This window comes from Streptomyces sp. NPDC001868, from assembly GCF_040297125.1.
Classification (GTDB): domain Bacteria; phylum Actinomycetota; class Actinomycetes; order Streptomycetales; family Streptomycetaceae; genus Streptomyces.
This window is the reverse complement of record NZ_JBEOYO010000054.1, coordinates 24478-50522: the sequence shown is the minus strand read 5'-3', so window position 1 is coordinate 50522 and position 26045 is coordinate 24478. Positions and strand designations below refer to the sequence as shown.

Below are 26045 nucleotides of genomic sequence, written 5' to 3'. Positions count from 1 at the left end.
GTGACGAAAACGGACCTGATCCCGGCGCCCCTCGCCGTCGAGGGGCCCATGCGCTGCGGCGTATCGCTCGACGAGAACACCACCCTGTGGGGGGCACCGGGCACGGAGGGGACGCAGCGGTGGCTGCGCTCGACCCTCGGCGCGGCCCTCGGGCTGCCACTGCCGCCCGGCCCCGAGGACGGGCGCAACGCGGTCCTGCTGCGCCTGGACGAGAGCCTGGAGCCGGAGGCGTACAGGCTCCGTGCCGTCGCCACCTGGGGCATCGAGATCCGGGGCGGCGGCCCGGCGGGGGTCTTCTGGGGCGCCCAGACCCTGCGTCAGCTCCTCGGCCCCGAGGCGTTCCGGCGGGCCCCGGTCCGCCCCGGAGTCACCTACGGCATCCCGCACCAGACCGTGGAGGACGCCCCCCGCTTCGCCTGGCGCGGCCTCATGCTCGACGTGGCCCGGCACTTCCTCCCCAAGGACCAGGTCCTGCGCTATCTCGACCTGATGGCCGCGCACAAACTCAACGTCCTCCACTTCCACCTGACGGACGACCAGGGCTGGCGGATCGAGATCGAGCGCTATCCGAGGCTCACGGAGATCGGTTCCTGGCGGGCGCGCACGAAATTCGGCCATCGCGCGTCACCCCTCTGGGAGGAGAAACCGCACGGCGGTTACTACACGAAGGACGACATCCGGGAGATCGTCGCCTACGCGGCCGAGCGGCACATCACCGTGGTCCCCGAGATCGACGTCCCGGGACACAGCCAGGCCGCCGTCGCCGCGTATCCGGAACTCGGCAACACCGATGTCGTCGACACGGCCTCCCTCACCGTCTGGGACACCTGGGGCATCAACAAGAACGTACTGGCCCCCACCGACACCACCCTGCGCTTCTACGAGGGCGTGTTCGAGGAGGTCCTGGAGCTGTTCCCGCCCGACGCCGCCGCGTTCTCCGCCTTCGTGCACATCGGCGGCGACGAATGCGCCAAGGACCAGTGGCGGGCGTCGGCCACCGCGCAGGCCCGCATCCGGGAGCTGGGGCTGGCGGACGAGGACGAGTTGCAGTCGTGGTTCGTCCGGCACTTCGACAACTGGCTGACCGCGCGCGGGCGTCGCCTGATCGGATGGGACGAGATCCTGGAGGGCGGCCTCGCGCCGGGCGCCGCCGTCTCGTCCTGGCGGGGCTACGCCGGCGGCATCACGGCGGCCCGCGCGGGCCACGACGTGGTCATGTGCCCCGAGCAGCAGGTGTATCTGGACCACCGTCAGGACGGCGGCCCCGACGAGCCGGTGCCCATCGGGTTCGTACGCACCCTGGAGGACGTCTTCCGGTTCGAGCCGGTTCCCCCGGAGTTGACGCCCGACGAGGCACGCCATGTGCTGGGTGCGCAGGCCAACGTGTGGACCGAGGTGATGGAGGACCCCGGCCGCGTGGACTACCAGGCGTTCCCGCGTCTGGTGGCCTTCGCCGAGGTGGCCTGGAGCCGGCTGCCGGAACCCGCCGAGCGGGACTTCGCCGACTTCGAGCGCCGGATGACGGCCCACTATCCGCGACTTGACGCGCTGGGGGTCGGTTATCGGCCGCCTTCGGGGCCGCGTCCGTGGCAGCGGCGGCCCGGTGTGCTCGGACGTCCGATCGAGGGGACGCCCCCGAACGTGTGAGGCGACCGCCAACCCTTAGGACCGAAAGCGCGTGCCCTGCGACGGTGGCCCCGCAAGGAACAAGGGGAACAAGAGGCGCAAGGGGCGCCGGAGGTGGCAATTCTCGTCTATGGGTGATGCCGTACCAAAACGGACCATCTCTCGGGTGAGGTGGGCGAATGCCTCCTAGCGGACCCCCGCGTTCGGGCCTCGCGAGAATGTGCCAGAGTTGCCACGTCCGCCCTGTCAGCACGTACCGTACGGCAACACAGGCGGACCAGGTGGGGCAGCGGGAAGGGGCAGCCGGTTTGACCACGCACGCACCGCAGGCGGCGCAGGCCGTGACCCTGCCCGGCTCGCTGGACGAGGCCGTGGCGGCCCTCGCCGCCATGCCCTGGGCGGTTCCGGTGGCGGGCGGCACGGACCTCATGGCCGCGGTCAACTCCGGGCAGCTCAGGCCTGCCGCGCTGGTCGGCCTCGGCAAGATCAGCGAGATCCGCGGCTGGCAGTACCAGGACGGACACGCCCTGCTGGGTGCCGGACTGACGCACGCCCGGATGGGGCGCCCGGACTTCGCGGCGCTCATTCCGGCGCTCGCGGCGGCCGCGCGCGCCGCCGGGCCCCCGCAGATCCGTAACGCCGGCACCCTCGGCGGCAACATCGCGACGGCCGCCCCCACGGGGGACGCGCTGCCGGTGCTGGCCGCCCTGGAGGCCACGCTGATCATCGCGGGCCCGGGCGGGGCCCGCCGCGAGATGCCCGTTTCGCACCTGCTGGCCGGCATGGAGATGTTGCGACCCGGTGAACTCATCGGCTTCGTGCGCGTGCCGCTGCTGCACGCGCCCCAGGTCTTCCTGAAGGCCACCGGCCGCACCGGCCCCGGCCGCGCGGTCGCCTCCGTCTCCCTCGTCCTCGATCCCGCCCGGCGCGGGGTGCGGTGCGCCGTCGGAGCCATAGCGCCGATGCCGCTGCGGCCCCTGGACGCCGAGGCGTGGGTCGGTCAGCTGATCGACTGGGACGGCGAGCGCACCCTCGTCCCAGAGGCGCTCCAGGCCTTCGGCGAGTACGTCGCCGCCGCCTGCATCCCCGACCCGGCCCCCGAGGTCGACGGCTCCGTACCACCGCTTCCGCCCGCCGTACTGCACCTGCGGCGCACCGTCGCCGCGCTGGCCCGACGAGCACTGGGGAGGGCACTGTCGTGACCGACGACCAGCACGGAGAGGGCACCCCGCAGCAGGGGGGCCAGGGCGGCTGGGAGCGGCTGCCGCAGGGCGACTACGACGACGGCGCCACCACCTTCGTACAACTGCCCGAGGGCGGCATCGACGCGCTGCTGGCCGCCGACAGCCCGCTGGCCGCGCCCGGCCACGGGTATGTGCCGCCGCAGATAACTGCGAACACCGCGCACGTGGGTGACACGGCCCACACCGCCGGAACCGACCCGTCCGCCCCGGGCGCCTGGGCGATGCCGGCCGGGGGCGCCCAGTGGCACGACCCGAACGCCGGGCAGCCGGGGCCGCCGACCCAGGACGGGTTCACGTACAACCCCGGCTCGACCGGGCAGTGGACGTTCGAGGAGCCCGCCGCTCAGGAAGGCGCCGCTCCCGGTCACGATGTGACCGGCGAGTGGTCGATTCCGGTCGCCGGGGGTGATCTTCCGGACGAATCCGGTGAGTTCAGCACTTCGGCCCTCGTCGAGCAGTGGGGCGGCAACCCGCCCGCCACGCTGCCCGGCGGCGCCGCCGCGCCCTGGGCGACCGAGCAGATCGGCACGGCGTGGACCGCGCCGCCGCCGGACCGGACCGAGGACCGTACGCCCGACGGGGGCGCGGCCGAGGACCGTACGCCGGGCACGGCCCCGGACGCCTCTGGGGAGCCCTCCGCGGCCCCTGGGGACGCGTACGCCGCCCCGGGCCCCGAGACCGCCGGGGAGGCTCCGGAAGCCGCCCAGGAGCCCGCTGAGGCCGTCGGTGAGACCGACACGGAGGCCGCCGAGGGCCCCGAGGCGCTCGCGACGGCCCCCGGGACGTCCGAGACCACCGGGACCGACGCCGAGGGCGACCACGCGGCACAGGCCGACGAGCCCGCCCTGACGCCGCCCCCGCACGACGACCACCCCCTCGCCTCGTACGTCCTGCGCGTCAACGGCACCGACCGGCCCGTCAGCGACGCCTGGATCGGCGAGTCGCTGCTCTACGTACTGCGCGAGCGGCTCGGCCTCGCGGGCGCCAAGGACGGCTGCTCGCAGGGCGAGTGCGGCGCCTGCAACGTGCAGGTCGACGGCCGGCTCGTGGCCTCCTGCCTGGTGCCCGCCGTCACCGCCGCCGGCAGCGAGGTGCGCACCGTCGAGGGCCTCGCCGCCGACGGCCAGCCCTCGGACGTGCAGCGGGCCCTCGCCAAGTGCGGTGCCGTGCAGTGCGGTTTCTGCGTGCCCGGCATGGCGATGACCGTGCACGACCTCCTGGAGGGCAACCCCGCCCCCACCGACCTGGAGACCCGCCAGGCGCTCTGCGGCAACCTCTGCCGCTGCTCCGGCTACCGGGGCGTCCTGGCGGCCGTCCGCGACGTCGTCGCCGAACGCGAGGCGCACTCGGCCGCCGAGAGCGAGGCCGCCGCCGACGCCGACGAGGCCCGCATCCCGCACCAGGCGGGCCCCGGCGCGGGCGGCGTCAACCCGACGGCGTACGACTCCCAGCACGCGCCCCCGCAGGCCCCGCACGACCCCGACCGCTCCTACGGCGGCCAGGGGCTGTCGTTCACCGGCCCGGACGACGGCACGTACGGCGGTCAGGACCGGTCCTTCGGCGGCCAAGGGGACACCTACGGCGGTCAGGGCCAGTCCTTCGCCGGTCAGGACGACGGCACGTACGGCGGTCAGGGCCAGTCCTTCGCCGGTCAGGACGACGGCACGTACGGCGGTCAGGGCCAGAACTTCGGCGGCCAGGGCGACGACACGTACGGCGGTCAGGGCGACACCTACGGCGGTCAGGGCGACACCTACGGCGGTCAGGGCCAGAACTTCGCCGGTCGGGACGACACCTACGGCGGTCAGGACGACTCGTACGGCGGTCAGGGCCGGTCGTTCGGCCAGGACGGAGGCCAGGCGTGAGCAACGAAACCGTCATCGCGACGCCCACGGGCCCCGGCGAGGCCGCGTCCGCGCCCGAGCAACTGCCGCACGGACTGGGCGCGAACCTGCCGTCCGCCGACTCCCGCGCCAAGTCGGAGGGCACCTTCCCGTACGCGGCCGACCTGTGGGCCGAGGGCCTGCTGTGGGCCGCCGTGCTCCGCTCGCCGCACCCGCACGCGCGCATCGTGTCCATCGACACGTCCCACGCGCGCGAGATGCCCGGCGTACGGGCCGTCGTCACCCACGAGGACGTGCCGGGCGTCGCCCTGCACGGCCGCGGCAAGGCCGACCGGCCCCTGTTCGCCTCCGAGGTCGTCCGCCACCACGGCGAACCCATCGCCGCCGTCGCCGCCGACCACCCCGACACCGCGCGGATGGCCGCCGCCGCCGTCATCGTCGAGTACGAGGTGCTCGACCCGGTGATCGACCCCGAGCAGGCCTTCGAGGCCGAGCCCTTGCACCCCGACGGCAACCTGATCCGCCACATCCCGCTGCGCCACGGCGACCCGAACGCGGCCGGCGAGATCGTCGTCGAGGGCCAGTACCGCATCGGCCGCGCCGACCCGGCCCCCATCGGCGCCGAGGCCGGCCTCGCCGTGCCCCGCCCCGACGGCGGCGTCGAGCTGTACGTGGCCTCCACCGACCCGCACACCGACCGCGACGCGGCCGCCGCCTGCTACGGCCTGGCCCCCGACCGCGTCAAGATCGTCGTCACCGGTGTCCCCGGCGCCACCGCCGATCGCGAGGACCAGGGCTTCCAGCTCCCGCTCGGCCTGCTGGCCCTGAAGACCGGCTGCCCGGTCAAGCTGACGGCCACCCGCGAGGAGTCCTTCCTCGGCCACGCCCACCGGCACCCCACCCTCCTGCGCTACCGCCACCACGCGGACGCCGAGGGCAAGCTGATCAAGGTCGAGGCGCAGATCCTGCTCGACGCGGGCGCGTACGCCGACACGTCCTCGGAGGCGCTGGCCGCCGCCGTCTCCTTCGCCTGCGGCCCGTACGTCATCCCGAACGCCTTCATCGAGGGCTGGGCGGTCCGCACCAACAACCCGCCCTCCGGCCATGTGCGCGGCGAGGGCGCGATGCAGGTCTGCGCCGCGTACGAGGCCCAGATGGACAAGCTGGCGAAGAAGCTGGGCATCGACCCGGCGGAACTGCGTATGCGCAACGTGATGTCCACGGGCGACGTGCTGCCGACGGGCCAGTCGGTGACCTGCCCGGCCCCGGTCGCCGAACTCCTCCAGGCCGTCCAGGAGTTCCCGCTGCCCGCCCTGCCCAAGGACACCCCCGAAGAGGAGTGGCTGCTCCCGGGCGGCCCCGAGGGCGCGGGCGAGCCCGGTGCCGTCCGCCGGGGCGTCGGCTACGGCCTCGGCATGGTCCACATGCTCGGCGCCGAGGGCGCGGACGAGGTCTCCACGGCCACCGTGAAGGTCCACGACGGCATCGCGACCGTCCTGTGCGCGGCCGTCGACACCGGCCAGGGCTTCTCCACCCTCGCCCGGCAGATCGTCCAGGAGACCCTGGGCATCGACGAGGTCCACATCGCCCAGGTCGACACCGACCAGCCCCCGGCGGGCCCGAGCTGCCGGGGCCGCCACACGTGGGTCTCGGGCGGCGCGGTGGAGCGCGCGGCGAAAATGGTCCGCACCCAACTCCTCCAGCCCCTGGCCCACAAGTTCGGCATGTCCACGGAACTGCTGCAGATCACCGACGGCAAGATCACGTCGTACGACGGTGTCCTGTCGACCACGGTCGCGGAGGCGCTGGACGGCAAGGAACTCTGGGCCACCGCCCAGTGCCGCCCGCACCCCACCGAACCGCTGGACGAGGCAGGCCAGGGCGACGCGTTCGTGGGCCTGGCGTTCTGCGCGATCCGCGCGGTGGTGGACGTCGACATCGAACTCGGCTCCGTACGGGTCGTGGAGCTGGCCGTCGCCCAGGACGTCGGCCGGATCCTCAACCCCGCGCAGCTCAACTCACGCATCGAGGCGGGCGTCACCCAGGGCGTGGGCATCGCCCTCACCGAGAACCTCCGCACCCCGCGCGGTCTGATCCGCCACCCCGACCTCACCGGCTACGCCCTGCCCACCGCCCTCGACACCCCCGACATCCAGATCGTCAAACTGGTGGAGGAACGGGACGTCGTGGCCCCCTTCGGCGCGAAGGCGGCCAGCGCGGTGCCGGTGGTCACGTCCCCGGCGGCCATCGCGGCGGCGGTGAGGGCGGCCACGGGCCGCCCCGTGAACCGCCTGCCGATCCGGCCGCAGGCGGCGGTGGTGACATAGCCCCTGAGGTGCGTGTTCGCGTGTACGTCGGGTGTTGTCAGTGGGGCGGCGTATGGTTCTCGGCAGTGGGGACGACGACCGCTCGGCGGTTCGGAACGCCCACCGGGGGAAGCAAGTCGCGAACCATGTGCCGGGGGGAGCCATGAGCACAATGACGATGGGGACAATGGGCCTGACGGACCTGAACGACCTGACTGATCTGAACAACCTGAACGATCTGAACGACCTGAACGACCTGAACGATCTGACTGATCTGAACCGCTTGCACGACCCGCACCGCTTGAACGACCCGGCGGTGTCGGCCGGGGGACCGGTCACCCGTTCCGGACTGGCGCTGGACCTGCCCGCCCGGCTGCTGGACGAGGAGTTCGGCCAGAGCGCGGTATGGCGCTTCGAGGACTTCGACTTCCCGGCCACGCTCACCCACGAGCCGACCCGCCGTTTCCTGCGGGACATGGGCCTGCCCGAGGACCACGGCTTCTTCCAGCTCGACACGGACATCCCACTGCCGACCCTCGCCGAGTACTACGCCCACGAGCGCCTCGGCGAGTTCACCCCCGAGCAACTCCCGGCCAGAGCCGCCCACTTGATCCGCCTCGGCCACTACGTCGAGGGCAACAGCCTCGTCGTCGACGGCACCACCGGCGCGATCCTCAACTGGAGCGAGCCCGAGTCGACCCTCTGCCCCCTCGACGCCGACATCTCCACCCTCGCCTTCACCCTCTGGCTCCTCCACCGCGAGAAGCACGAGGGAACGGCCACGGGCTGCTGGGTGGAGACCCTCCGCAACAAGGCGTGCGCGGGCCTCTGAGCCCACGCTGTCCCGCCTGGAGAGCGCGGGGCTCGGGGGCGGAACAGACATCCTGAACTGCCTGATCTGCGTCGCGTGCACGGGCTGGACCCGTGACAGTGACGGCAGGTGCGGCAGTTGCACCCACGGCTGGTTCTCCCACAACGTCAAATAGACGTTCAGCCTGTCCGGGTACGCGGCGGCCGTCGGGGATCGGACTCAGTCGAGGTCGATCGTGAAGCGCCTCGTGCCCGGAGCGATCGTGTCGGCGTGGACCGAGCCACGAGCCCGGTCGTACTTCCCGGTGCCGCCGGTGATCCCGTTGTCGAACGAAGGGGGAGGGCCCGGATTGAGCATGCCGAAGACCATCCCCTGCACGGAGAGTTGGCCGCCCGGCAGCGTGTAGGTCACCACGCACACCTCCGCTCCGCCGTTGTCGACCCGGGTGGTGTCGCAGGTGCCGCCGGTTTCACCGACCTGCTTCCCGGACTCGTCGAAGAGGATCGAGCGGAAGACGGTCCGATCGCCCTGCGCGGGCTTGCCGCCGGGGTTGACGGGAAAGCGCGTCTGCTCCGCGAGCTTGCCGATGAGCGTGATGACCTTGTCCTTGCCCTTGGCGTGGGCCGAATCGATGTCGGTCGCGGCGGCGGCCGCGACAGGGGCGCAGGCGAGAAGGGCGGCCAACGCGGTGGCCGTGCCGAGGCGGGTCGCTCTGATGGGGCGCATCACGTGGCTCCTGAGGTTGATGCTCATGGATGGTCCGGTGACGCATTCATAACCTCGGCTCCGCCATGCCCAGCGAGACCATCGGAAGATCCGACCGATCGGACGAGCCCGAGACGAGAGACGGACAGGCGACAGGGCGACACCCGGGAAGGGTGCCGCCCTGTTGTTCTGCCTGATCAGCCTGATCAAGCGCTGGAGGCCGTGGCGGGAATCGAACCCACGTAACTCGCTTTGCAGGCGAGTCCCTGAACCACTCGGGCACACGGCCGGGTCGGGAGGGTGGGGGCGGTGGGGCCCGTCGCCCGAACTCGATGGGTAGACCGTAGGCGGGGCTCGGGTGGGGGCTCAAGGGGTGCGGGGGTGCTGCAACGGGACTGCCATACGCCGTTCATGAACGGTGGGCGTACGACCAAGGTCCCGGGTGCTGGGGGACTTCGGACAGGGGCGAATGTCGGTCGTGCCCCTTACGCTGGCGGGCATGGCCGACCTCGAACCGCGTGGCACTGGTGTCACGCCGCAGCCCCCTGCCCCGTCCCTCGCCGCCGAAGGTGAGGAAAGTGTGCTGGGCCGCTCCTACCGGGGGCTCAGTATCGGGATCGTCTCGGTCGTGCTGCTGATCGCGTTCGAGGCGATGGCGGTGGGGACCGCCATGCCGGTCGCGGCGCGGGAGCTGGACGGGATCTCGGCGTACGGGTTCGCGTTCTCGGCGTACTTCACGACGAGCCTGTTCGGGATGGTGCTGGCGGGGCAATGGGCGGACCGGCGGGGGCCGTTGGGGGCGCTGACGGCGGGGATCGGCGGGTTCGCGGCCGGGCTGGTGCTGGCGGGGACCGCCGGGGCGATGTGGCTCTTCGTCCTCGGGCGGGCCGTGCAGGGGCTCGGCGGCGGGCTGGTCATCGTCGCGCTGTACGTGGTGGTCGGGCGCGCTTATCCGGAGCGGCTGCGGCCCTCGATCATGGCTGCCTTCGCGGCGAGTTGGGTCGTCCCGTCCGTGGTCGGCCCGCTCGTCTCGGGGGCGGTGACGGAACAACTGGGCTGGCGCTGGGTGTTCGTGGGGATTCCGGTGCTGGTGGTGCTGCCGCTGGGGCTGGCGCTGCCGCAGATACGGCGCAGGGCCGCCGGGCCCGTGAAGAGGGAGGGCGAGGCCGCTGCACCTTCCTTCGATCGGCGGCGTATTCGGCTCGCCCTCGGGATCTCGGTCGGGGCCGGGCTGTTGCAGTACGCGGCGCAGGATCTGCGGTGGTGGTCGTTCGTGCCGGCCGCGGTGGGGGTCGGGCTGCTGGTGCCGGCGGTGCTGGGACTGTTGCCGCGGGGGACGTACCGGGCGGCGCGGGGGCTGCCGTCGGTGGTGTTGTTGCGCGGGGTGGCGGCGGGGTCGTTCATCGCGGCCGAGTCGTTCGTGCCGCTGATGCTGGTGACACAGCGGGGGCTGTCGCCGACGCTCGCCGGGTTCTCCCTCGCGGCGGGCGGGGCGACCTGGGCGCTGGGGTCGTGGGTGCAGGCGCGGGCGCGGGTGGAGCCGTACCGGGAGCGGCTGATGACGGTGGGGATGGTGCTGGTCGCGGCGGCGATCACCACACTGCCGGGGGCGCTGATCGACTCCGTCCCGGTGTGGACCGTGGCCGTCGCGTGGGCCTTCGGGTGCTTCGGGATGGGGCTCGTCATCTCCTCCACCAGCGTCCTGCTGCTCCATCTCTCCGCCCCCGAACAGGCCGGCGCCAACTCCGCCGCCCTCCAGATGTCCGACGGCCTCTCCAACGCCCTCCTCCTCGCGGCGGGCGGCGCCGCCTTCGCCGCGCTCGGCGGCGGCACGGTCGCCCATACGACAACCACCACGGCCTCCGGCGCCGCCTCGCACCCGGCGGCGTTCGTCGCGGTGTTCCTGCCGATGGCGGGGGTGGCGTTGGTGGGGGCTTGGGTGACTACGCGGTTGCGGGAGCGGTGAGGGGCGACGTGGCGGGTGGAGTGGTGAGGGGCGACGTGGCGGGTAGGGCTCTGCCGGCGTGGGTTCCGTAAAGCGGTGGAAAACGGGTGATCAGTGACCCTAGCCTCGCCTCATGACCGCGATCACTCTCCACCTCGACCCCGACCGGCACCGCGCCCTCGCCGACCTCGCCGATGCCCAGGGGCGACGGCCCGAGGAGGTGGCGGAGGCCGCCGTCGAGGCCTATCTCCGGGCGGATGGCGCGCTCGTGCGGGCGCGGGCCGAGCGGCTCGCCGAGGAGCACGCCGAGTTGCTGCGGAGGCTGGGGGAGTGAGCCGTCATCTGACCGTGGCCGAGGTGATCACCATCGCGGAGATCGCCTTCGGCGGGAAGGCGCCCGAGACCCGGGAGGCGGGGCTGCTGGAGTCGGCCGTGCACCGGCCGCGCGCCCGCATGTTCGGGACCGCCGCCTACACCGACCTCTACGACCAGGCCGCCGCCCTGCTCCACGCCCTCGCCACCAACCACCCCTTCGTGGACGGGAACAAGCGGACGGCCTGGCTCGCGGCCGCGACGTTCCTCGCGGTCAACGGGGTGGACCTGGCCGCCGTGGACCAGGAGCGGGCGTACGACCTGGTCATCGATGTCGCGTCCGGTGAGGAGGGTGAGGTCGCGGTGATCGCTGAGCGGTTGCGGGGGCTGTGAGGTGGGTCCCATCGCCGGGCGAGGGGGTGTCGTACGCGCGTTGACACGGTGCGGGCGCCGGTAGGGTGGCCCGGTTGTCATACGTAGCCGAGGTGCCCATGGTGCCCCGCTGCATCACCGAGCCGCCCGACCCAACACACCGGAGACCGTGACTACCACCGCCACCTCCTCCTCGAACCACCACCTCTCGCCCGCCTTTCCCGGCCGTGCCCCCTGGGGTACCGCCAGCAAGCTGCGTGCCTGGCAGCAGGGGGCGATGGAGAGGTATATCCAGGAGCAGCCGCGGGACTTCCTCGCGGTCGCGACCCCGGGCGCCGGGAAGACGACCTTCGCGCTGACGCTCGCGTCCTGGCTGCTGCACCACCATGTCGTGCAGCAGGTGACGGTCGTGGCGCCCACCGAGCATCTGAAGAAGCAGTGGGCCGAGGCCGCGGCGCGGATAGGGATCAAGCTGGACCCGGAGTACAGCGCGGGGCCGCTCAGCAAGGAGTACGACGGGGTCGCGGTCACGTACGCGGGCGTCGGCGTGCGGCCCATGCTGCACCGCAACCGCAGCGAGCAGCGCAAGACGCTCGTCATTCTCGACGAGATCCACCACGCCGGGGACAGCAAGTCCTGGGGTGAGGCCTGTCTTGAGGCCTTCGAACCCGCCACGCGCCGGCTCGCGCTCACCGGTACGCCCTTCCGGTCCGACACCAACCCCATCCCCTTCGTGACGTACGAGGAGGGGGCGGACGGGATCCGGCGGTCGTCCGCCGACTACACCTACGGCTACGGCAACGCGCTCGCCGACAACGTCGTGCGGCCCGTCATCTTCCTCTCCTACAGCGGCAACATGCGCTGGCGCACCAAGGCCGGGGACGAGATCGCCGCACGCCTCGGCGAGCCCATGACCAAGGACGCGGTCAGCCAGGCCTGGCGTACGGCCCTCGATCCGCGCGGTGAGTGGATGCCGAGCGTGCTGCGCGCCGCCGACCAACGGCTCACCGAGGTCCGCAAGGCCATCCCGGACGCCGGCGCCCTCGTCATCGCCACCGACCAGGACTCCGCCCGCGCCTACGCCAAGCTGATCCGGGAGATCACGGGGACGAGCGCGACGGTCGTCCTGTCCGACGATTCCGGTGCTTCGGACCGTATCGACGAGTTCAGCGCCAACACCGACCGGTGGATGGTCGCGGTCCGGATGGTGTCCGAGGGGGTGGATGTGCCCAGGCTCGCGGTCGGGGTGTACGCCACCACCATCTCGACGCCGCTGTTCTTCGCCCAGGCCGTCGGACGGTTCGTGCGGTCCCGGCGGCGCGGCGAGACCGCGTCCGTGTTCCTGCCCACCGTGCCCGACCTGCTCACCTTCGCCAACGAGATGGAGGTGGAACGGGACCACGCCCTCGACAAGCCGAAGAAGCAGGGCGAGGAGGATCCGTACGCCGAGGAGGACAAGCTCCTCGCGGAGGCGGAGCGGGAGCAGGACGAGGACACCGGCGACCAGGACATGCTGCCGTTCGAGGCGCTGGAGTCCGACGCCGTCTTCGACCGGGTCATGTACAACGGGGCCGAGTTCGGCATGCAGGCTCACCCCGGCAGCGAGGAGGAGCAGGACTACCTCGGGATCCCGGGGCTGCTGGAGCCCGACCAGGTGCAGTTGCTGCTGCAGAAGCGGCAGGCGCGGCAGATCGCGCACAGCCGCAAGAAGCCGGACGCCGAGGCCGACCTCGTGGAGCTGCCGGCCGACCGGCGGCCCGTCGTCACCCACAAGGAACTGCTGGAGCTGCGTAAACAGCTCAACGGGATGGTCGGCGCGTACTCCCATCAGAGCGGCAAGCCGCACGGGGTCATCCACACCGAGGTACGGCGGGTGTGCGGGGGGCCGCCGAGCGCCGAGGCCACGGCGGGGCAGCTGCGGCAGCGGATCGCCAAGGTGCAGGAGTGGGCCACCCGGATGAAGTGACGTCCGGGGGAGGGGCGTGACTTTCGGGGAGTGACGTGATCTTCGGGGAGTGACTTTCGGGGAGTGACGTGACTTCCGGAGAGCGGCGTGACCTTCGGGCTTCGGGGGCGCGTACCGAGGGCGTGCTCCGGGGTGCGCTCTGTGCGATGCGCCGTACATTTCGTGCCATATCGAAGTAGTCCGTACCGGACACTGCCCGGATTCTGGACGGAGTCTTCCGCTCAGCGAACCCCCTCGTCTACTGTCCCGCTACGCACACGCCCCGTGGCAGCGCCGCCGCGGAGCGCAGCCGTGAAGCGACTCCGCCCGGATCCTCCGGGTTCAGCCGATCGGCGGCCTCTGTAGCGCGTCGCCGAACGGGACCGGTGACGCATCAGCCGTGACAGGGGTCGCCGCCCTCACCAAGAAGGAGTGGGCGTCGTGACCGCGGAGACCTCTCAGACGCTTGATCGGGGACTGCGTGTCCTCAAGCTGCTCGCCGACACCGATCACGGGCTGACCGTCACCGAACTGTCCAACAAGCTCGGGGTCAACCGGACCGTGGTGTACCGCCTGCTCGCCACGTTGGAACAGCACTCCCTCGTACGCCGTGACCTGGGCGGACGTGCCCGGGTCGGGCTCGGGGTGCTGCGGCTCGGGCGGCAGGTGCACCCGTTGGTACGGGAGGCCGCGCTGCCCGCGCTGCGGGCGTTGGCCGAGGACATCGGGGCGACGGCTCATCTCACGCTGGTCGACGGGACCGAGGCGTTGGCCGTCGCGGTGGTCGAGCCGACGTGGACGGACTATCACGTGGCGTACCGGGCGGGGTTCCGGCACTCGCTGGAGCGGGGGGCCGCGGGGCGGGCGATTCTGTCGGGGCGGCAGCAGCCGGGGGACTGGCCGGGGTACGCGCTCACGCATGGGGAGTTGGAGGCGGGGGCGAGTGGGGCGGCGGCGCCGTTGCTGGGGGTGAGCGGGGTCGAGGGCAGTGTGGGGGTCGTGATGTTGGCGGATGCGGTGCCGGAGCGGGTGGGGCCGCGGGTCATGGACGCGGCTCGGGAGGTGGCGGACGCGCTTCGGTGACGTGGGGTGTGCGTGCTGGGGTGGCGGTTGGTGTCGCTTGCCCGGCGGCTGGGGCTGAGCTGGGGCGGGGTTTTCGCTGACCGCGCTTGCCGGGTGCCGCTGCGCCCACCCTCCCCCATCGCCCCAGCGGCACGATTGCCCGCAGTTATGACTGGGGCGGTTCCAGACCCAGCGTGTTCAGCCAGTCCAGCAAGTGCTTGGTGAACGTGTCCGGCTCCTCCATGTTCGCGTAGTGGGCCGTGTTGTCGATCGAGATGGTGTGGGACTCGGCGGCGACCGTGGCGACCAGGCGTTCGGCCATGGCGATGAGGTCGGGGGCGTCGAGGGCGCCGTTGATCGCGAGGGTCGGGACGGTGATGGTGGCGGCGCGGGCCCAGGTGTCGGTCACCGGGACGTGCCAGTCCCTCTCGCCGACGGTGTGCTTCTCGGCGGTTGCGCGGCTCATCTCCCGTACGCGCCGCACCACGTCGGGGTCCACGTCCTCGACCGTGCGGTGCGGACCGGCGACGGCCTCGCCGACCACGTCCAGCCAGGCCTCGATGTCGCCGGACATCAGCGTGCCGTAGTACCGGGCGACGCTGTCCTTGGTCCAGGGGTCCGTGTGCTCGGGCTCGCTGGTGCCGACGCCGCTGACGACGAGGGCCCGTACGAGGTCGGGGTGTTCCAGGGCCGTGTCGACGGCCGTGCCGCCGCCCATCGACATGCCGATCAGGACCGCGGGGCCGGTGTCCAGGTGGCGCAGCAGTGCGGCGAGGTCGTCGGTGAGACGGAACGGCTTGGTCGCGTTGGCTGAGGAGCCGTGGCCTCGGGCGTCGGGTGCGATGACGCGGTGGCCGGCCGCCACCAGGGCGGGCACCAGGTCGCGCCACATGCGATGGTCCGTGAAGCTGCCGTGCAGCAGCACGAGCGGGGAGCCCGAACCGGAGTCCTGGCCGACGTCCTGGCCCACGTCCAGATAGGTGAGGGGACCGTCGTCGGACCGGAAGGTGCGCGTGAGTACCTGCGAGGCATCTGTCATGACAACTAGGGTGTCATGTTGAGGGCAGGGTGACAACCCAGTTGTCATTCTGTTCCTGTGGGCGTGGCGGACAATGACCCCGTGACAGAGACCAATGAGCCGCTGCCGCCCGACGTGCTCGCCGGGCGGCTGTCCGAGGTGTTCGCCGTCCTCGGTCCCCTCTACCGGCGGACGACCCGCGCGCTGGAGCTGAAGGAACGGAAGGAGGGGTTCCCTGTCGGTGTACGCGCCGTCCTGGAGCTGTTGCGCATGAGCGGGCAGCCGATGACCGTGCCGCAGATGGGCCGAACACTGGCCCTGAGCAGGCAGTTCGTGCAGCGGATGGTCAACGAGGCGGCGGCGCGCGACCTCGTCGAGGCCATCCCGAACCCCGCGCACCAGCGCTCCTCCCTGATCCGGCTGACCGACACCGGCCGTACGACCATCGACGCGCTGGTCGCCCGGGAGAGCGTGCTGCTGAAGCGGGCGAGCGGGGATCTGACGGAGGCCGACGTCGACTCGTGCGTACGGGTGCTGACCCAGCTCCTCACCCTCTTCGAGGACGTGGACGTCAACTGAGGGCCGGGGATGTCCGGGCCGTCCCGATGCCCCTGGCCACCACCGGCCCTTGGCCGAAACCACCCCTCACGTAGATTGACCCCGTGCTCTCTCGTCTCTCCAGCCTTTCGCGTCCCGTGGCCGTAGCCGTCTCCGCTCTGCCCGTGGTGGGGCTGCTCGCCACGGCGGTGTTCGCGCCGTTGCCGTTCTCCGTGGCGCAGCCGGGGATGACGGCGAACGTGCTCGGCGAGAACAAGGGTGAGCCGGTGATCACGATCAGCGGCACTCAGGCCCGGAAGACCAGCGGGCAGCTGCGGATGACGACGATCGAGGCGACGGGTCCGGACACCCGCGTCGGGCTCGGCGACGTGATCGACGGCTGGTTCCGCACGGACCAGGCCGTCATGCCCCGCGAGGCGGTCTACCCCAGCGGTGACACCACCGAGGAGATCCAGGAGTACAACAAGGCCGAGATGAAGGAGTCCCAGGACACGGCCACCGAGGCGGCCCTCGCCTACCTCGGCGAGGACTCCGGCGACGTCGAGGTCACCCTGCGGCTCGCCGACGTCGGCGGCCCCAGCGCGGGCCTGCTCTTCTCCCTCGGCATCGTCGACAAGCTCGACGGCGACGGCAGCGGCGGCGACCTCACGGGCGGCCGGGTCATCGCCGGTACGGGGACCATCGACGCCTCGGGCAAGGTCGGTGCCGTCGGCGGAGTCGCCCTCAAGACCCAGGCCGCCCACCGCGACGGCGCCACCGTCTTCCTCGTCCCCGAGGCCGAGTGCGCCGACGCGAAGACCGAGCTCCCCAAGGGGCTGCGGCTCATCCCGGTGACGACCCTGAAGGGCGCGGTCGGCTCGCTCGTGGCGCTGGAGACGGGCAAGGGGTCCGTACCCAGCTGCTGAGGGACGACCACAGCGCCCCCGCGGCTCGGACGACCACAGCGCCCCGCGGCTCACCCCTCCCGTACGAACCCCTCCGCCACCATCCATTCCAACGCCACTCGGTGCGGATCCTCCCCGTCCACATCCACCCTGGCGTTCAGCTCGCGTGCCACGTCGTTGTTCAGCCTCTTCGTGATGGGCGCGAGGACGTCGGCGATCTCCGGCCACTCCTTCAGGGCCGCGGAGTTGATCTCGGGGGCCGCGTTGTAGTTGGGGAAGAACTTCCGGTCGTCCTCCATCACGGCGAGCTTCATCGACGCGATGCGTCCGTCGGTCGTGTAGACCTCCCCGAACAGGCAACTCCCGTTGGCCGCCTGGGTGTAGATGATCCCGCTGTCCATCAGGGTGATGTTCCCGGTGGGCAGGCTCATCCCGTACGCCTTCTGCATGCCCGGCAGCCCGTCCGCGCGGTTGGCGAACTCGCTCTCCACGCACAGGGTGACCGCCTTGGGCTCCTCCGCCGCCAGTACGGCCACGTCGGAGAGGGTCTTCGTGCCGTACGCGGTGGAGTTGGCGCGGTTCAGGGCGAGGGCGTACGTGTTGTTGAGCGCGGAGGGCGGGAGCCAGCTCAGGCCGTTCCTCAGGTCGGCGTCGCGCACCTCCTCCCACTGGCGGCGCGGGTCGGTGATGGGAGTGCTGTTGCCCTGGTAGGTGATCCAGGCGGTGCCCGTGTACTCGTACATGGCGTCCGCGTCCCCGCTCCGCACCGCCTCCCGGGCGCCGAAGGACCCCTGGACGCCGGTGCGGTCGAGCACCTCCGCGCCGGCCGCCTGGAAGGCGATGCCCATGACGGCGCCGAGGATCAGGTTCTCGGTGAAGTCCTTGGAGGTGACGGTCAGATCGGCGCCCTTGAGCGGTCGCCCCTGCCCGACCGAGCCCGGCAGGACGTCGTCGGTCATGGGGGAGCCGCTGGTCAGCCCGCACCCGGTCAGCACCAGCAGCCCCGCCGCCAGGAGAGGCGTACGCCGGTTCACGTGTCCGTCTCCAACCCCCGTGGCCGGAGCAGCAGTTCGGCCAGCGAGGCGAGCCAGTCGACCAGCAGGGCCAGGGCGACCGTGAGGATCGAGCCGAGGACGAGGACGGGCATGCGCTGGTTGGTGATCCCGGTCGTGATCAGTACGCCGAGGCCGCCGCCCCCACCGAAGGTGGCGAGGGTGGCCGTACCCACGTTCAGGACGAGGGCTGTGCGTACACCCGCGAGGATCAGCGGTACGGCCAGGGGGAGTTCGACGCGGGTGAGCACCTCCGCCGGGGACATGCCGATGCCCCGGGCGGCTTCGAGGAGGGTCGGGTCGTTCGCCTTCAGGCCGGCGATCGTGTTGGAGAGGACGGGCAGGACGGCGTAGACGATCATGCCGACCAAGGCCGCGCGCCGGCCGATGCCGAGCCAGATCACCAGCAGCGCGAGCAGGCCGATGGCGGGGGTGGCCTGGCCCATGTTGGCGAAGGTGATGGCCACCGGGGTGGCCTTCCGGAACGCCTCCCGGGTCAGCAGGACGCCCAGCGGGATCGCGATGATCAGCACGAAGAAGGTGGAGATCGCGGTCAGCTGGATGTGCTGCCAGAGGGCCTGCCACACCAGCCCGTTAGAGAGGGCGTTCGAGGAGATCGCGTCCAGCTCGGCCTGCCGGAACCAGATCCAGGTGGTGAGCAGGACCACCACGAGCACGGAGGGCAGGAGGGTGAGCTTCTGCCAGGTCACGCGGAGGGCGGGGGGTCGCGCGGGGGGAGGGGGCGTATCCGGCGCGGGGGTGCGGTCCGGCGCGACGCCCGCCCCGGCGGCGGAGGTGGAGGCTGCGCTGGGGCTGGGGCTGGGGCTGGGGGCAGTGGTGGCCCCGGTCACGGACCCCGCCCCGGCACCCGTGGCCTTTCCCACCGCCGTAGCCTCCCCCGCCCCCGTGGCCTCTCCGGTCGTAGCCCCCGTCTCGGCGGCCGTCACCCCGCCCCCTCCCCTCCGCCGTCACCCTCCTGCTCGGTGCGCTCGGTGTGCTCGGTGTGCTCGGTGTCCGTCCGCCCGGTGCCGGCCCCCTCCAGCGTGTGCTGGTGTTCCAGCGCGTCCAGCCGGTCGGCCGCCAGGAGGCCGTGGACGGAGCCGAGTAGGGTCTCCAGGTCCACCACGCCCGTGTACTCCCCGTGCCGCCCGGTGACGACGACCCGCCCCGCCCTGTCGGTCAGTACGGCCTCCAGGGCGTCCCGCAGGGTGGAGTCCCCGGTGACGGTTCCGCGGATCGGGGTCCCGGCCTGTCCGAGCGCCCCCTCGGCGTGTGTCAGGTCGCCGCGCCTGAGCCATGTGAGGGGCCGCCCCCGCCGGTCGAGGAGCAGCACCTCGCCGGTGCCGCTCGCCCGCAGCCGGTCGAGGACCCGCCGCGGCGGGTCGCCCTCGGTGACCGTCGGGTGGTCGGTCACCTCGACCTCCCGTACGCGCGTCAGGCCGAGCCGCTTCAGGGCCGCGCCCTTGCCCACGAAACCGGAGACGAAGTCGTCGGCCGGGCCGGCGAGGATCGCCTCCGGGGTGTCGAACTGCGCGATGCGCGACCGCTCCCGCAGGATCGCGATCCGGTCGCCGAGCTTGACGGCCTCGTCGAAGTCATGGGTGACGAACACGATCGTCTTGTGCAACTCCCGCTGGAGCCGGAGTAGTTCGTCCTGGAGATGGTCGCGGGTGATCGGGTCCACCGCGCCGAACGGTTCGTCCATCAGCAGGACGGGCGGATCGGCGGCCAGCGCCCGGGCCACGCCCACCCGTTGCTGCTGGCCGCCGGAGAGCCGGCGCGGATACCGGTCGCGGAACTCGCCCGGGTCGAGCCCCACCAGCTCCAGCATCTCCGCCACCCGCGCCTTCACCCGGGACGCGGACCAGCCGGCCATCCTCGGCACCAGCGCGATGTTCTGGGCGACGGTCATGTGCGGGAAGAGCCCTGACGACTGGATGGCGTAGCCGACCTTGCGCCGCAGCCGGACCGGATCGATGCCGGTGACGTCCTCCCCGTCGATCCGGACGGAGCCGCCGGACGGCTCGATCAACCGGTTGATCATCTTGAGCGTCGTCGACTTCCCGCACCCGGAGGGCCCGACGAGGACGACGGTCTCGCCGGCGCCGATCTCCATGCTGACGCTGTCGACGGAGGGTGCGCGACTGCCCGGGTATCGCTTGCTGAGGCCGACCAACTTGATCGTGGCCCCCGTCGTACGGCCGCCCGTCGTCCCGCCCGCCGCACCGCCGTCAGCCACGGATCCCCCTCGGAATCGTCAGCCGCCCGAGCAGCACATACGCGGCGTCGAACAGCAGTGCGAGGGCGATGATCCCGAGCGTGCCTGCGAGCACCTGGTTGAGCGCGTTCGCGCTGCCCAGGGAGGCGATACCGCGGAAGATCTCGTTGCCGAGGCCCGGCCCGGAGGCGTACGCGGCGATCGCGGCGATGCCCATCAGCATCTGCGTGGAGACCCGGATGCCGGTGAGGATCGGCGGCCAGGCGAGCGGCAGTTCGACCCGCAGCAGCCGCAGGGACCGGGACATCCCGATGCCCTTGGCGGCGTCCACCAGCGCCGGATCGACCCCGCGCAGGCCCACGATCGCGTTCCGGACGACCGGCAGCAGCCCGTACAGCGTCAGCGCGATCACCGTGGGGGCCACGCCCAGCCCCACCACCGGGATCAGCAGGCCGATCATGGCCAGGGAGGGGATGGTCAGGAGGGTGGCCGTGGTGGTCGTGGCGAGCCCGGCGGCCCACTCCCGCCGATAGCTGACGACCCCGATCAGCACCCCGAGGACCGTGGCCACGACCATGCACTGGAACACCGCGCTGGCGTGTTGATACGCGTCGAACAGCAGCTTCTCGCGGTAGCTGCCGACGTAGTCCCAGAAGCTCACCGGCAGGCACCCCCAGGCTCGGCTAGGTCGTCGTCTCCCGGGCCCCGTCGGTTCTCTCGTGGAGCGCGGCCTGCTCCACCAGCGGGATGATCCGCAGCGGAACGGGGTTCTCCATGACGATCGCCGTGGCGGCCCGGACGATGCCATCAAAACCGACGACCCGGTCGATCACCCGCTGGAGATCGGCGTTCGAACGGGCCACGAGCCGGCAGAGCATGTCCCCGCTGCCGGTCGTCGTGTGCAGCTCCAGGACCTCCGGCACGGTCGCCAAGTGGGCCCGTACGTCCGCCCCTTGCCCCTGCCGGATCTGGAGCGTCGCGAACGCCGTGACCGGGTAGCCGAGCGCGGCCGGATCGACCTGGGGCCCGAACCCGCGGATGACTCCATTCGACTGAAGCCGGTCGAGCCGGGCCTGCACCGTGCCCCGCGCGACTCCAAGCCGCCGCGACATCTCCAGCACCCCGATCCGCGGCTCGCGCGCGAGCAGGACGATCAGCCGCCCGTCCAGATGATCGATCGCCATGAGACCTCCCGGGATGGTCACCCTGTACAGAACAAGCGGGAGTATGAGTTCTCCGCTGAGCAGATTGTCCAGCAGAATCACGAACTGTTGCGCACCTTGTGGAACGGGAGGAGTCTGCGGCCATGGCAGCCACCTCCGCGCACACAGACCACATCCCCGGCACCGCACGGCAGGCGGACCCCTTCCCGGTCAAGGGAATGGACGCGGTCGTCTTCGCCGTGGGCAACGCCAAGCAGGCCGCGCACTACTACTCCACCGCGTTCGGCATGCGCCTCGTCGCCTACGCCGGCCCCGAGACCGGCAGCCGCGAGACGGCGAGCTACGTCCTGGAGAACGGCTCGGCCCGTTTCGTCCTCACCTCGGTCGTCAAACCCGCCACCACCTGGGGGCACTTCCTCGCCGAGCACGTCGCCGAGCACGGCGACGGCGTCGTCGACCTCGCCATCGAGGTCCCGGACGCCCGCCGCGCGTACGCCTACGCCATCGAGCACGGCGCGCGGTCCGTCGCCGAGCCGTACGAGGTGAAGGACGAGCACGGCACGGTCGTCCTCGCCGCCATCGCCACGTACGGCACGACCCGGCACACCCTCGTCGAGCGCACCGGCTACGACGGCCCGTACCTCCCGGGCTACGTCGCCGCCGACCCCCTCGTCGAGCCGCCCGCGCGGCGCACCTTCCAGGCCATCGACCACTGCGTCGGCAACGTCGAGCTCGGGCGCATGAACGAGTGGGTGGAGTTCTACAACCGGGTCATGGGCTTCACGAACATGAAGGAGTTCGTGGGCGACGACATCGCCACCGAGTACAGCGCGCTGATGTCGAAGGTCGTCGCCGACGGCACGCTCAAGGTCAAGTTCCCCATCAACGAGCCCGCCATCGCCAAGAAGAAGTCCCAGATCGACGAGTATCTGGAGTTCTACGGCGGGGCGGGGGTGCAGCACATCGCGCTCAACACGAACGACATCGTGGGGACGGTGCGGATGATGCGGGCGGCGGGGGTGCGGTTCCTCGACACGCCGGACTCGTACTACGACACGCTGGGGGAGTGGGTCGGGGACACCCGTGTGCCCGTCGACACCCTCCGCGAACTCAAGATCCTCGCGGACCGGGACGAGGACGGGTACCTGCTGCAGATCTTCACCAAGCCGGTCCAGGACCGGCCGACGGTGTTCTTCGAGATCATCGAGCGGCATGGGTCCATGGGGTTCGGCAAGGGGAACTTCAAGGCGCTGTTCGAGGCGATCGAGAGGGAGCAGGAGAAGAGGGGCAATCTGTGACCGGGCGCCTGATAGCTCGGGGCTGACTGCGATCGGGCGACTGCGGCTGGTCCGTGGTCGCTCGCGCAGTTCCCCGCGCCCCTAAAGATTCAGGCCCCTGCGGGCCTGAAAAGCCACGGCCCGGTGGGCCTGAAAAGCGACGGGGCTGCGGGCCTGAAAAGCACGGGGCGCAGCCCCGGCTTTTCAGGGGCGCGGGGAACTGCGCGACCAGCCCCCACACACCCGCACTCGCCGACGCACCGAACCCCCCACCCCCTCACGCGAACCCCCCACCCCCCAACAGGTACGGATTCAGCCGCCGAGCCTCCGCGAGATGCCGCCGCGCAGGGGCCTCCAACCCCAACGCCCGCTCGATCACCCCCCGGTGATACGCGAAGGCCGCACTCCGCACCTCCCCACCCCGAGCCCGATCAGTAGCCCGCCGAGCAAAACCCAGCGCCTCGCCGTCCGCCCCGGCCCGATGCAACGCCCACCCCAGCGCATCGGCCACCCGCAACCCCGGCTGCCGCTCCCACTCCGCCCGCAACACCCGCACCGCCACAGTCGGCTCCCCGTGGTCCGCCTCAAGCGCCCCGAGGACGAGCGACTCGTTCACCCCGGCCGCGGCGGACCGCGCCACCAGCGCCCGCACCACCCCGTACTGCTCCCGCGCCTCCCGCCCCCGCCCCAGCGCCTCGTACAGCTCGCCCAACCGCAGCGCGACCCCCGCCGACGACCGCCGGGACAGCGAGACCCGGTACGCCCGCACCCCCTCCGCCGTACGCCCCAACGCCGCCAGCGCCCGCCCCCGGCACGCGTCGCCCTCCGGTTCGCCCCGCGCGGCCGTGCAGTACCGCAACGACTCCTCCGGCTCGCCCCGCTCCCAGGCCAGCTCCCCGGCCCGTAGCCACCACGAGGCGCCCAGGGCCGAGGGCCCCGCCGCGGTCGTCTCCGTGGCCGCCGCGTCCGAGATCGCCGCGGCCGCGTCCTCACGTGCGCCCCGGTCCCAGTAGACCTGCGCGGCGCGCGCCCGCGCCGCCGGTCCGGAGTGCACGGCGAGCATCCGGTCCAGGGTCACGCGGGCCGCCTTGTACCGGCCGAGCCCGTCGTACGCGTCGATGAGCAGGGCGTACGAGGTCCAGCGGCCCGGTGCCACCCGTACGGCCTCCTCGCCCCAGTGTTTCGCCGTCCGGAAGTCGCGGCGGGCGTTCGCGAGGGCGGTCAGCCCTTCGAGGGCGTCCGCGTCGCCGGCCGGCCGGAGGCGCAGCGCGGTGCGCAGGGCGTGTTCGGCCTTCGGGTAGTCGGAGACCGCGCCGGTCCGCCGGGCCCGCTCGATGTACGCCATGCCGAGCACCGCCCACGAGGCGTGGTCACGCGGCCGGGCCCGCACCCGGGCCTCGCGTTCCCGGACGGTCGCGGCCACCTCGGCCGGCGCGGCGGGCATCCCGGCCGTCATCGCGGCCCCCGCCCGCCGTCCCTCGGGCCCGGCCGCGCCCACCACCCGCGCCGCCCGCCCGGTGCCGCCGTCACCCCCGTCCGGCGGCACCGCCATCAGCACACCCCCGAGCACGAAACACCCGACGACGGTCGCAGCCACGCTACGCCCCGGCCCTGGCCTCCGCCCCGGCCCCTGTGCCCACCCGGCGACCCACCGCCACGCCGCCCGCCGCTCGTTCTCCACAGCCATGCCGCTCACTGTGCGTCAATACGACGACCACATCCCGTACCCCCGAACGCTCGCGCCGACGGGTTCACACCGATGGCCGCGAGTGTGAAGCTTGGATCATGAGCCGTATCCAAGCCCCGAATGACGAGACGACCGGCAACCTCGTCGACCGTCTGCTGAGCGGCCTGCCGCCGGAGGCGGTCCTCGTCGATCCGGACGTCACGGCGTCGTACGCCAACGACATGGCGAGCTTCTGCGAGGCGGGTGTCCCGGCGGTCGTCGTCCTGCCCCGGACCGTCGAACAGGTGCAGCACGTCATGCGGACCGCCACGGAACTGCGCGTCCCGGTGGTCCCGCAGGGCGCCCGCACGGGCCTGTCCGGCGGCGCCAACGCCTCCGAGGGCTGCGTCGTGCTGTCCCTGACGAAAATGGACCGGATCCTGGAGATCAACCCTGTCGACCGGATCGCCGTCGTCGAACCCGGCGTCATCAACGCGACCCTCTCCCGCGCGGTCAACGAGCACGGCCTCCACTACCCGCCGGACCCCTCCAGCTGGGAGATGTGCACGATCGGCGGCAACATCGGCACGGCCTCCGGCGGCCTGTGCTGTGTGAAGTACGGGGTGACCGCCGAGTACGTCCTCGGCCTCGACGTCGTCCTCGCCGACGGGCGGCTGATGTCCACCGGCAGGCGCACCGCGAAGGGCGTCGCCGGCTACGACCTGACCCGGCTCTTCGTCGGCTCGGAGGGCTCGCTCGGCATCGTCGTACGGGCGACCCTCGCCCTCAAGCCGCAGCCGCCCCAGCAGTTGGTGCTGGCCGCGGAGTTCGCGTCGGCCGCCGCCGCGTGCGACGCGGTGTGCCGGATCATGGCCGGCGGACACGTCCCGTCACTGCTCGAACTCATGGACCGTACGACGGTGAAGGCCGTCAACGACCTGGCGCACATGGGCCTGCCCGAGACGACCGAGGCGCTGCTGCTCGCCGCGTTCGACACCCCGGACCCGGCCGCCGACCTCGCCGCCGTCGGGGAGCTGTGCGAGGCCGCGGGCGCCACCCAGGTCGTCCCGGCGGACGACGCGGCCGAGTCCGAACTACTGCTCCAGGCACGGCGGATGTCGCTCACCGCGCTGGAGGCGGTGAAGGGCACGACGATGATCGACGACGTGTGCGTGCCGCGCTCGAAGCTCGGTGAGCTGATCGAGGGCGTGGAGCGCGTCGCCGAGAAGTACGACCTGACCATCGGGGTCTGCGCACACGCCGGCGACGGCAACACGCATCCCACCGTCTGCTTCGACGCGGCAGACCCCGACGAGTCACGGCGCGCCCGCGAGTCCTTCGACGAGATCATGGCCCTCGGCCTGGAACTCGGCGGCACGATCACCGGCGAGCACGGTGTGGGCATCCTCAAGAAGGAGTGGCTGGCGCGGGAGCTCGGCCCGGTGGGGATGGAGATGCAGCGGGCGGTGAAGTCCGCCTTCGACCCGCTGGGCATCCTCAACCCGGGCAAGCTCTTCTGACCCCCTCGGTGCCGATTCCCCCTGTGTCCATTTCCTCGGTGGTGAGGCGCGCGCCTCACTGGGCGAGGAGTTCGGCCAGGCCGTCGTCGATGCCCAGCATGGCGAACTCCGAGCCCGGCGGCACCACCCGCAGGGTCCGCTCCAGCCAGGCCGACACGGCGGCGGCCGGCGCTTCGAGCAGCGCGTCCCCGTCCGGCGAGCTGAGCGCCATCAGTACGACGCTCCGGCCCGACACCTTCGTCGGCCACACCCGCACGTCCCCGTGCCCGCACGGCCGGAACACCCCCTCCACCAGCAGCTCCCGCGCGAACGTCCAGTGCACCGGACGGTCGGAGTTGACGTGGAAGGTGATGTGGACGGCGTACGGGTCGGCGCTGCGGAAACCGAGCTTGGCCGGTACGGGGATGCTGCGCTCGGGCGACAGGACGAGTCTGAGCTCCAGCTCGCGCTCCACGACGGTGTGCCGCATGGTGATCGTTCCTCTCTCGTAGGACTCGTGGTCTCGTAGGACTCGTGG

The 26045-nt window shown here is 71.9% G+C and carries 23 protein-coding genes and 1 tRNA gene; 14 read left to right on the top strand and 10 right to left on the bottom strand.

What is annotated here, in order from left to right; translation table 11 throughout:
- The 5 genes from ABT147_RS38540 to ABT147_RS38520 all read left to right on the top strand — a co-directional run bounded on the left by ABT147_RS38540 (position 1) and on the right by ABT147_RS38520 (position 7852).
- Complete coding sequence (locus tag ABT147_RS38540) at positions 1-1647, top strand: beta-N-acetylhexosaminidase (RefSeq protein ID WP_351415272.1); 1647 nt, start codon at positions 1-3, stop codon at positions 1645-1647.
- 287 nt (positions 1648-1934) lie between these two features.
- Positions 1935-2828: an FAD binding domain-containing protein gene (locus ABT147_RS38535; RefSeq protein WP_319767290.1), complete on the top strand. Its 894-nt coding sequence runs from the start codon at positions 1935-1937 to the stop codon at positions 2826-2828.
- Positions 2825-4735 (top strand): 2Fe-2S iron-sulfur cluster-binding protein, encoded by a 1911-nt coding sequence (locus ABT147_RS38530; RefSeq protein ID WP_351415269.1) that lies wholly within the window; start codon positions 2825-2827, stop codon positions 4733-4735. Before ABT147_RS38535 ends, ABT147_RS38530 begins: the two co-directional genes overlap by 4 nt.
- Positions 4732-7041, top strand: coding sequence for a xanthine dehydrogenase family protein molybdopterin-binding subunit (locus ABT147_RS38525; RefSeq protein WP_351415266.1), 2310 nt, complete (start codon positions 4732-4734; stop codon positions 7039-7041). Before ABT147_RS38530 ends, ABT147_RS38525 begins: the two co-directional genes overlap by 4 nt.
- 142 nt (positions 7042-7183) lie before the next feature.
- Positions 7184-7852: an SUKH-4 family immunity protein gene (locus ABT147_RS38520; RefSeq protein WP_351415264.1), complete on the top strand. Its 669-nt coding sequence runs from the start codon at positions 7184-7186 to the stop codon at positions 7850-7852.
- A 198-nt stretch (positions 7853-8050) separates the two neighbouring features.
- Here ABT147_RS38520 and ABT147_RS38515 read toward each other — a convergent pair whose 3' ends face one another.
- Both ABT147_RS38515 and ABT147_RS38510 read right to left on the bottom strand, forming a co-directional pair.
- Positions 8051-8557 carry an allene oxide cyclase barrel-like domain-containing protein gene (locus ABT147_RS38515; protein WP_351415261.1) on the bottom strand — a complete coding sequence of 169 codons (507 nt, stop codon included), beginning with the start codon at positions 8555-8557 and terminating at the stop codon, positions 8051-8053.
- Between the two features lie 193 nt (positions 8558-8750).
- A tRNA-Cys gene (locus ABT147_RS38510) sits at positions 8751-8825 on the bottom strand.
- Positions 8826-9035: 210 nt separating this feature from the next.
- Between ABT147_RS38510 and ABT147_RS38505 the strand changes: the two genes are divergently transcribed.
- The 5 genes from ABT147_RS38505 to ABT147_RS38485 all read left to right on the top strand — a co-directional run bounded on the left by ABT147_RS38505 (position 9036) and on the right by ABT147_RS38485 (position 14193).
- A complete protein-coding gene (locus ABT147_RS38505) occupies positions 9036-10502 on the top strand; it encodes an MFS transporter (RefSeq protein ID WP_351415259.1) in 1467 nt (488 codons plus the stop codon).
- A gap of 112 nt (positions 10503-10614) precedes the next feature.
- On the top strand, positions 10615-10815 hold the full coding sequence (locus tag ABT147_RS38500) for a hypothetical protein (protein WP_351415256.1): 201 nt from the start codon (positions 10615-10617) through the stop codon (positions 10813-10815).
- Positions 10812-11186, top strand: a complete 375-nt coding sequence (locus ABT147_RS38495; protein ID WP_351415254.1) for a type II toxin-antitoxin system death-on-curing family toxin — start codon at positions 10812-10814, stop codon at positions 11184-11186. The genes ABT147_RS38500 and ABT147_RS38495 overlap by 4 nt, the downstream gene beginning before the upstream one ends.
- Positions 11187-11334: 148 nt before the next feature.
- Complete coding sequence (locus ABT147_RS38490) at positions 11335-13131, top strand: DEAD/DEAH box helicase (RefSeq protein ID WP_351415252.1); 1797 nt, start codon at positions 11335-11337, stop codon at positions 13129-13131.
- 420 nt (positions 13132-13551) lie between these two features.
- Positions 13552-14193: an IclR family transcriptional regulator gene (locus tag ABT147_RS38485; RefSeq protein WP_351415249.1), complete on the top strand. Its 642-nt coding sequence runs from the start codon at positions 13552-13554 to the stop codon at positions 14191-14193.
- A gap of 145 nt (positions 14194-14338) precedes the next feature.
- Here ABT147_RS38485 and ABT147_RS38480 read toward each other — a convergent pair whose 3' ends face one another.
- Entirely contained in the window at positions 14339-15211 is an 873-nt protein-coding gene (locus ABT147_RS38480; protein ID WP_351415247.1) for an alpha/beta fold hydrolase, read from the bottom strand.
- An 81-nt stretch (positions 15212-15292) separates the two neighbouring features.
- Between ABT147_RS38480 and ABT147_RS38475 the strand changes: the two genes are divergently transcribed.
- Both ABT147_RS38475 and ABT147_RS38470 read left to right on the top strand, forming a co-directional pair.
- Positions 15293-15769, top strand: a complete 477-nt coding sequence (locus ABT147_RS38475) for a MarR family winged helix-turn-helix transcriptional regulator (protein ID WP_351415245.1) — start codon at positions 15293-15295, stop codon at positions 15767-15769.
- An 83-nt stretch (positions 15770-15852) separates the two neighbouring features.
- Positions 15853-16653 carry a S16 family serine protease gene (locus ABT147_RS38470; protein WP_351415243.1) on the top strand — a complete coding sequence of 267 codons (801 nt, stop codon included), beginning with the start codon at positions 15853-15855 and terminating at the stop codon, positions 16651-16653.
- A 50-nt stretch (positions 16654-16703) separates the two neighbouring features.
- Here ABT147_RS38470 and ABT147_RS38465 read toward each other — a convergent pair whose 3' ends face one another.
- Genes ABT147_RS38465 through ABT147_RS38445 form a run of 5 tightly spaced genes read right to left on the bottom strand, consistent with a single transcriptional unit; the run spans position 16704 to position 21086 of the window.
- Entirely contained in the window at positions 16704-17666 is a 963-nt protein-coding gene (locus tag ABT147_RS38465) for a glycine betaine ABC transporter substrate-binding protein (protein WP_502983240.1), read from the bottom strand.
- Positions 17663-18631, bottom strand: coding sequence for an ABC transporter permease (locus ABT147_RS38460; RefSeq protein WP_502983239.1), 969 nt, complete (start codon positions 18629-18631; stop codon positions 17663-17665). The genes ABT147_RS38465 and ABT147_RS38460 overlap by 4 nt, the downstream gene beginning before the upstream one ends.
- Entirely contained in the window at positions 18628-19923 is a 1296-nt protein-coding gene (locus ABT147_RS38455) for an ABC transporter ATP-binding protein (protein WP_351415241.1), read from the bottom strand. Before ABT147_RS38455 ends, ABT147_RS38460 begins: the two co-directional genes overlap by 4 nt.
- Positions 19916-20563 (bottom strand): ABC transporter permease, encoded by a 648-nt coding sequence (locus tag ABT147_RS38450; protein ID WP_351415238.1) that lies wholly within the window; start codon positions 20561-20563, stop codon positions 19916-19918. The genes ABT147_RS38455 and ABT147_RS38450 overlap by 8 nt, the downstream gene beginning before the upstream one ends.
- A gap of 22 nt (positions 20564-20585) precedes the next feature.
- Positions 20586-21086, bottom strand: a complete 501-nt coding sequence (locus ABT147_RS38445) for an Lrp/AsnC family transcriptional regulator (RefSeq protein WP_351415236.1) — start codon at positions 21084-21086, stop codon at positions 20586-20588.
- A gap of 122 nt (positions 21087-21208) precedes the next feature.
- Here ABT147_RS38445 and hppD point away from each other — a divergent pair, with 122 nt between their 5' ends.
- On the top strand, positions 21209-22363 hold the full coding sequence (hppD, locus tag ABT147_RS38440) for a 4-hydroxyphenylpyruvate dioxygenase (RefSeq protein WP_351415233.1): 1155 nt from the start codon (positions 21209-21211) through the stop codon (positions 22361-22363).
- Positions 22364-22619: 256 nt separating this feature from the next.
- Here the strand turns inward: hppD and ABT147_RS38435 are convergent, their stop codons facing one another.
- Complete coding sequence (locus ABT147_RS38435) at positions 22620-23939, bottom strand: tetratricopeptide repeat protein (protein ID WP_351415231.1); 1320 nt, start codon at positions 23937-23939, stop codon at positions 22620-22622.
- Positions 23940-24127: 188 nt separating this feature from the next.
- On the opposite strand from ABT147_RS38435, the gene ABT147_RS38430 reads away from it, so the two are divergent.
- Complete coding sequence (locus ABT147_RS38430; RefSeq protein ID WP_351415229.1) at positions 24128-25528, top strand: FAD-binding oxidoreductase; 1401 nt, start codon at positions 24128-24130, stop codon at positions 25526-25528.
- A gap of 55 nt (positions 25529-25583) precedes the next feature.
- On the opposite strand, the gene ABT147_RS38425 is transcribed toward ABT147_RS38430, so the two are convergent.
- On the bottom strand, positions 25584-25997 hold the full coding sequence (locus tag ABT147_RS38425) for an SsgA family sporulation/cell division regulator (protein ID WP_351415227.1): 414 nt from the start codon (positions 25995-25997) through the stop codon (positions 25584-25586).
- Positions 25998-26045 lie beyond the last annotated feature (48 nt).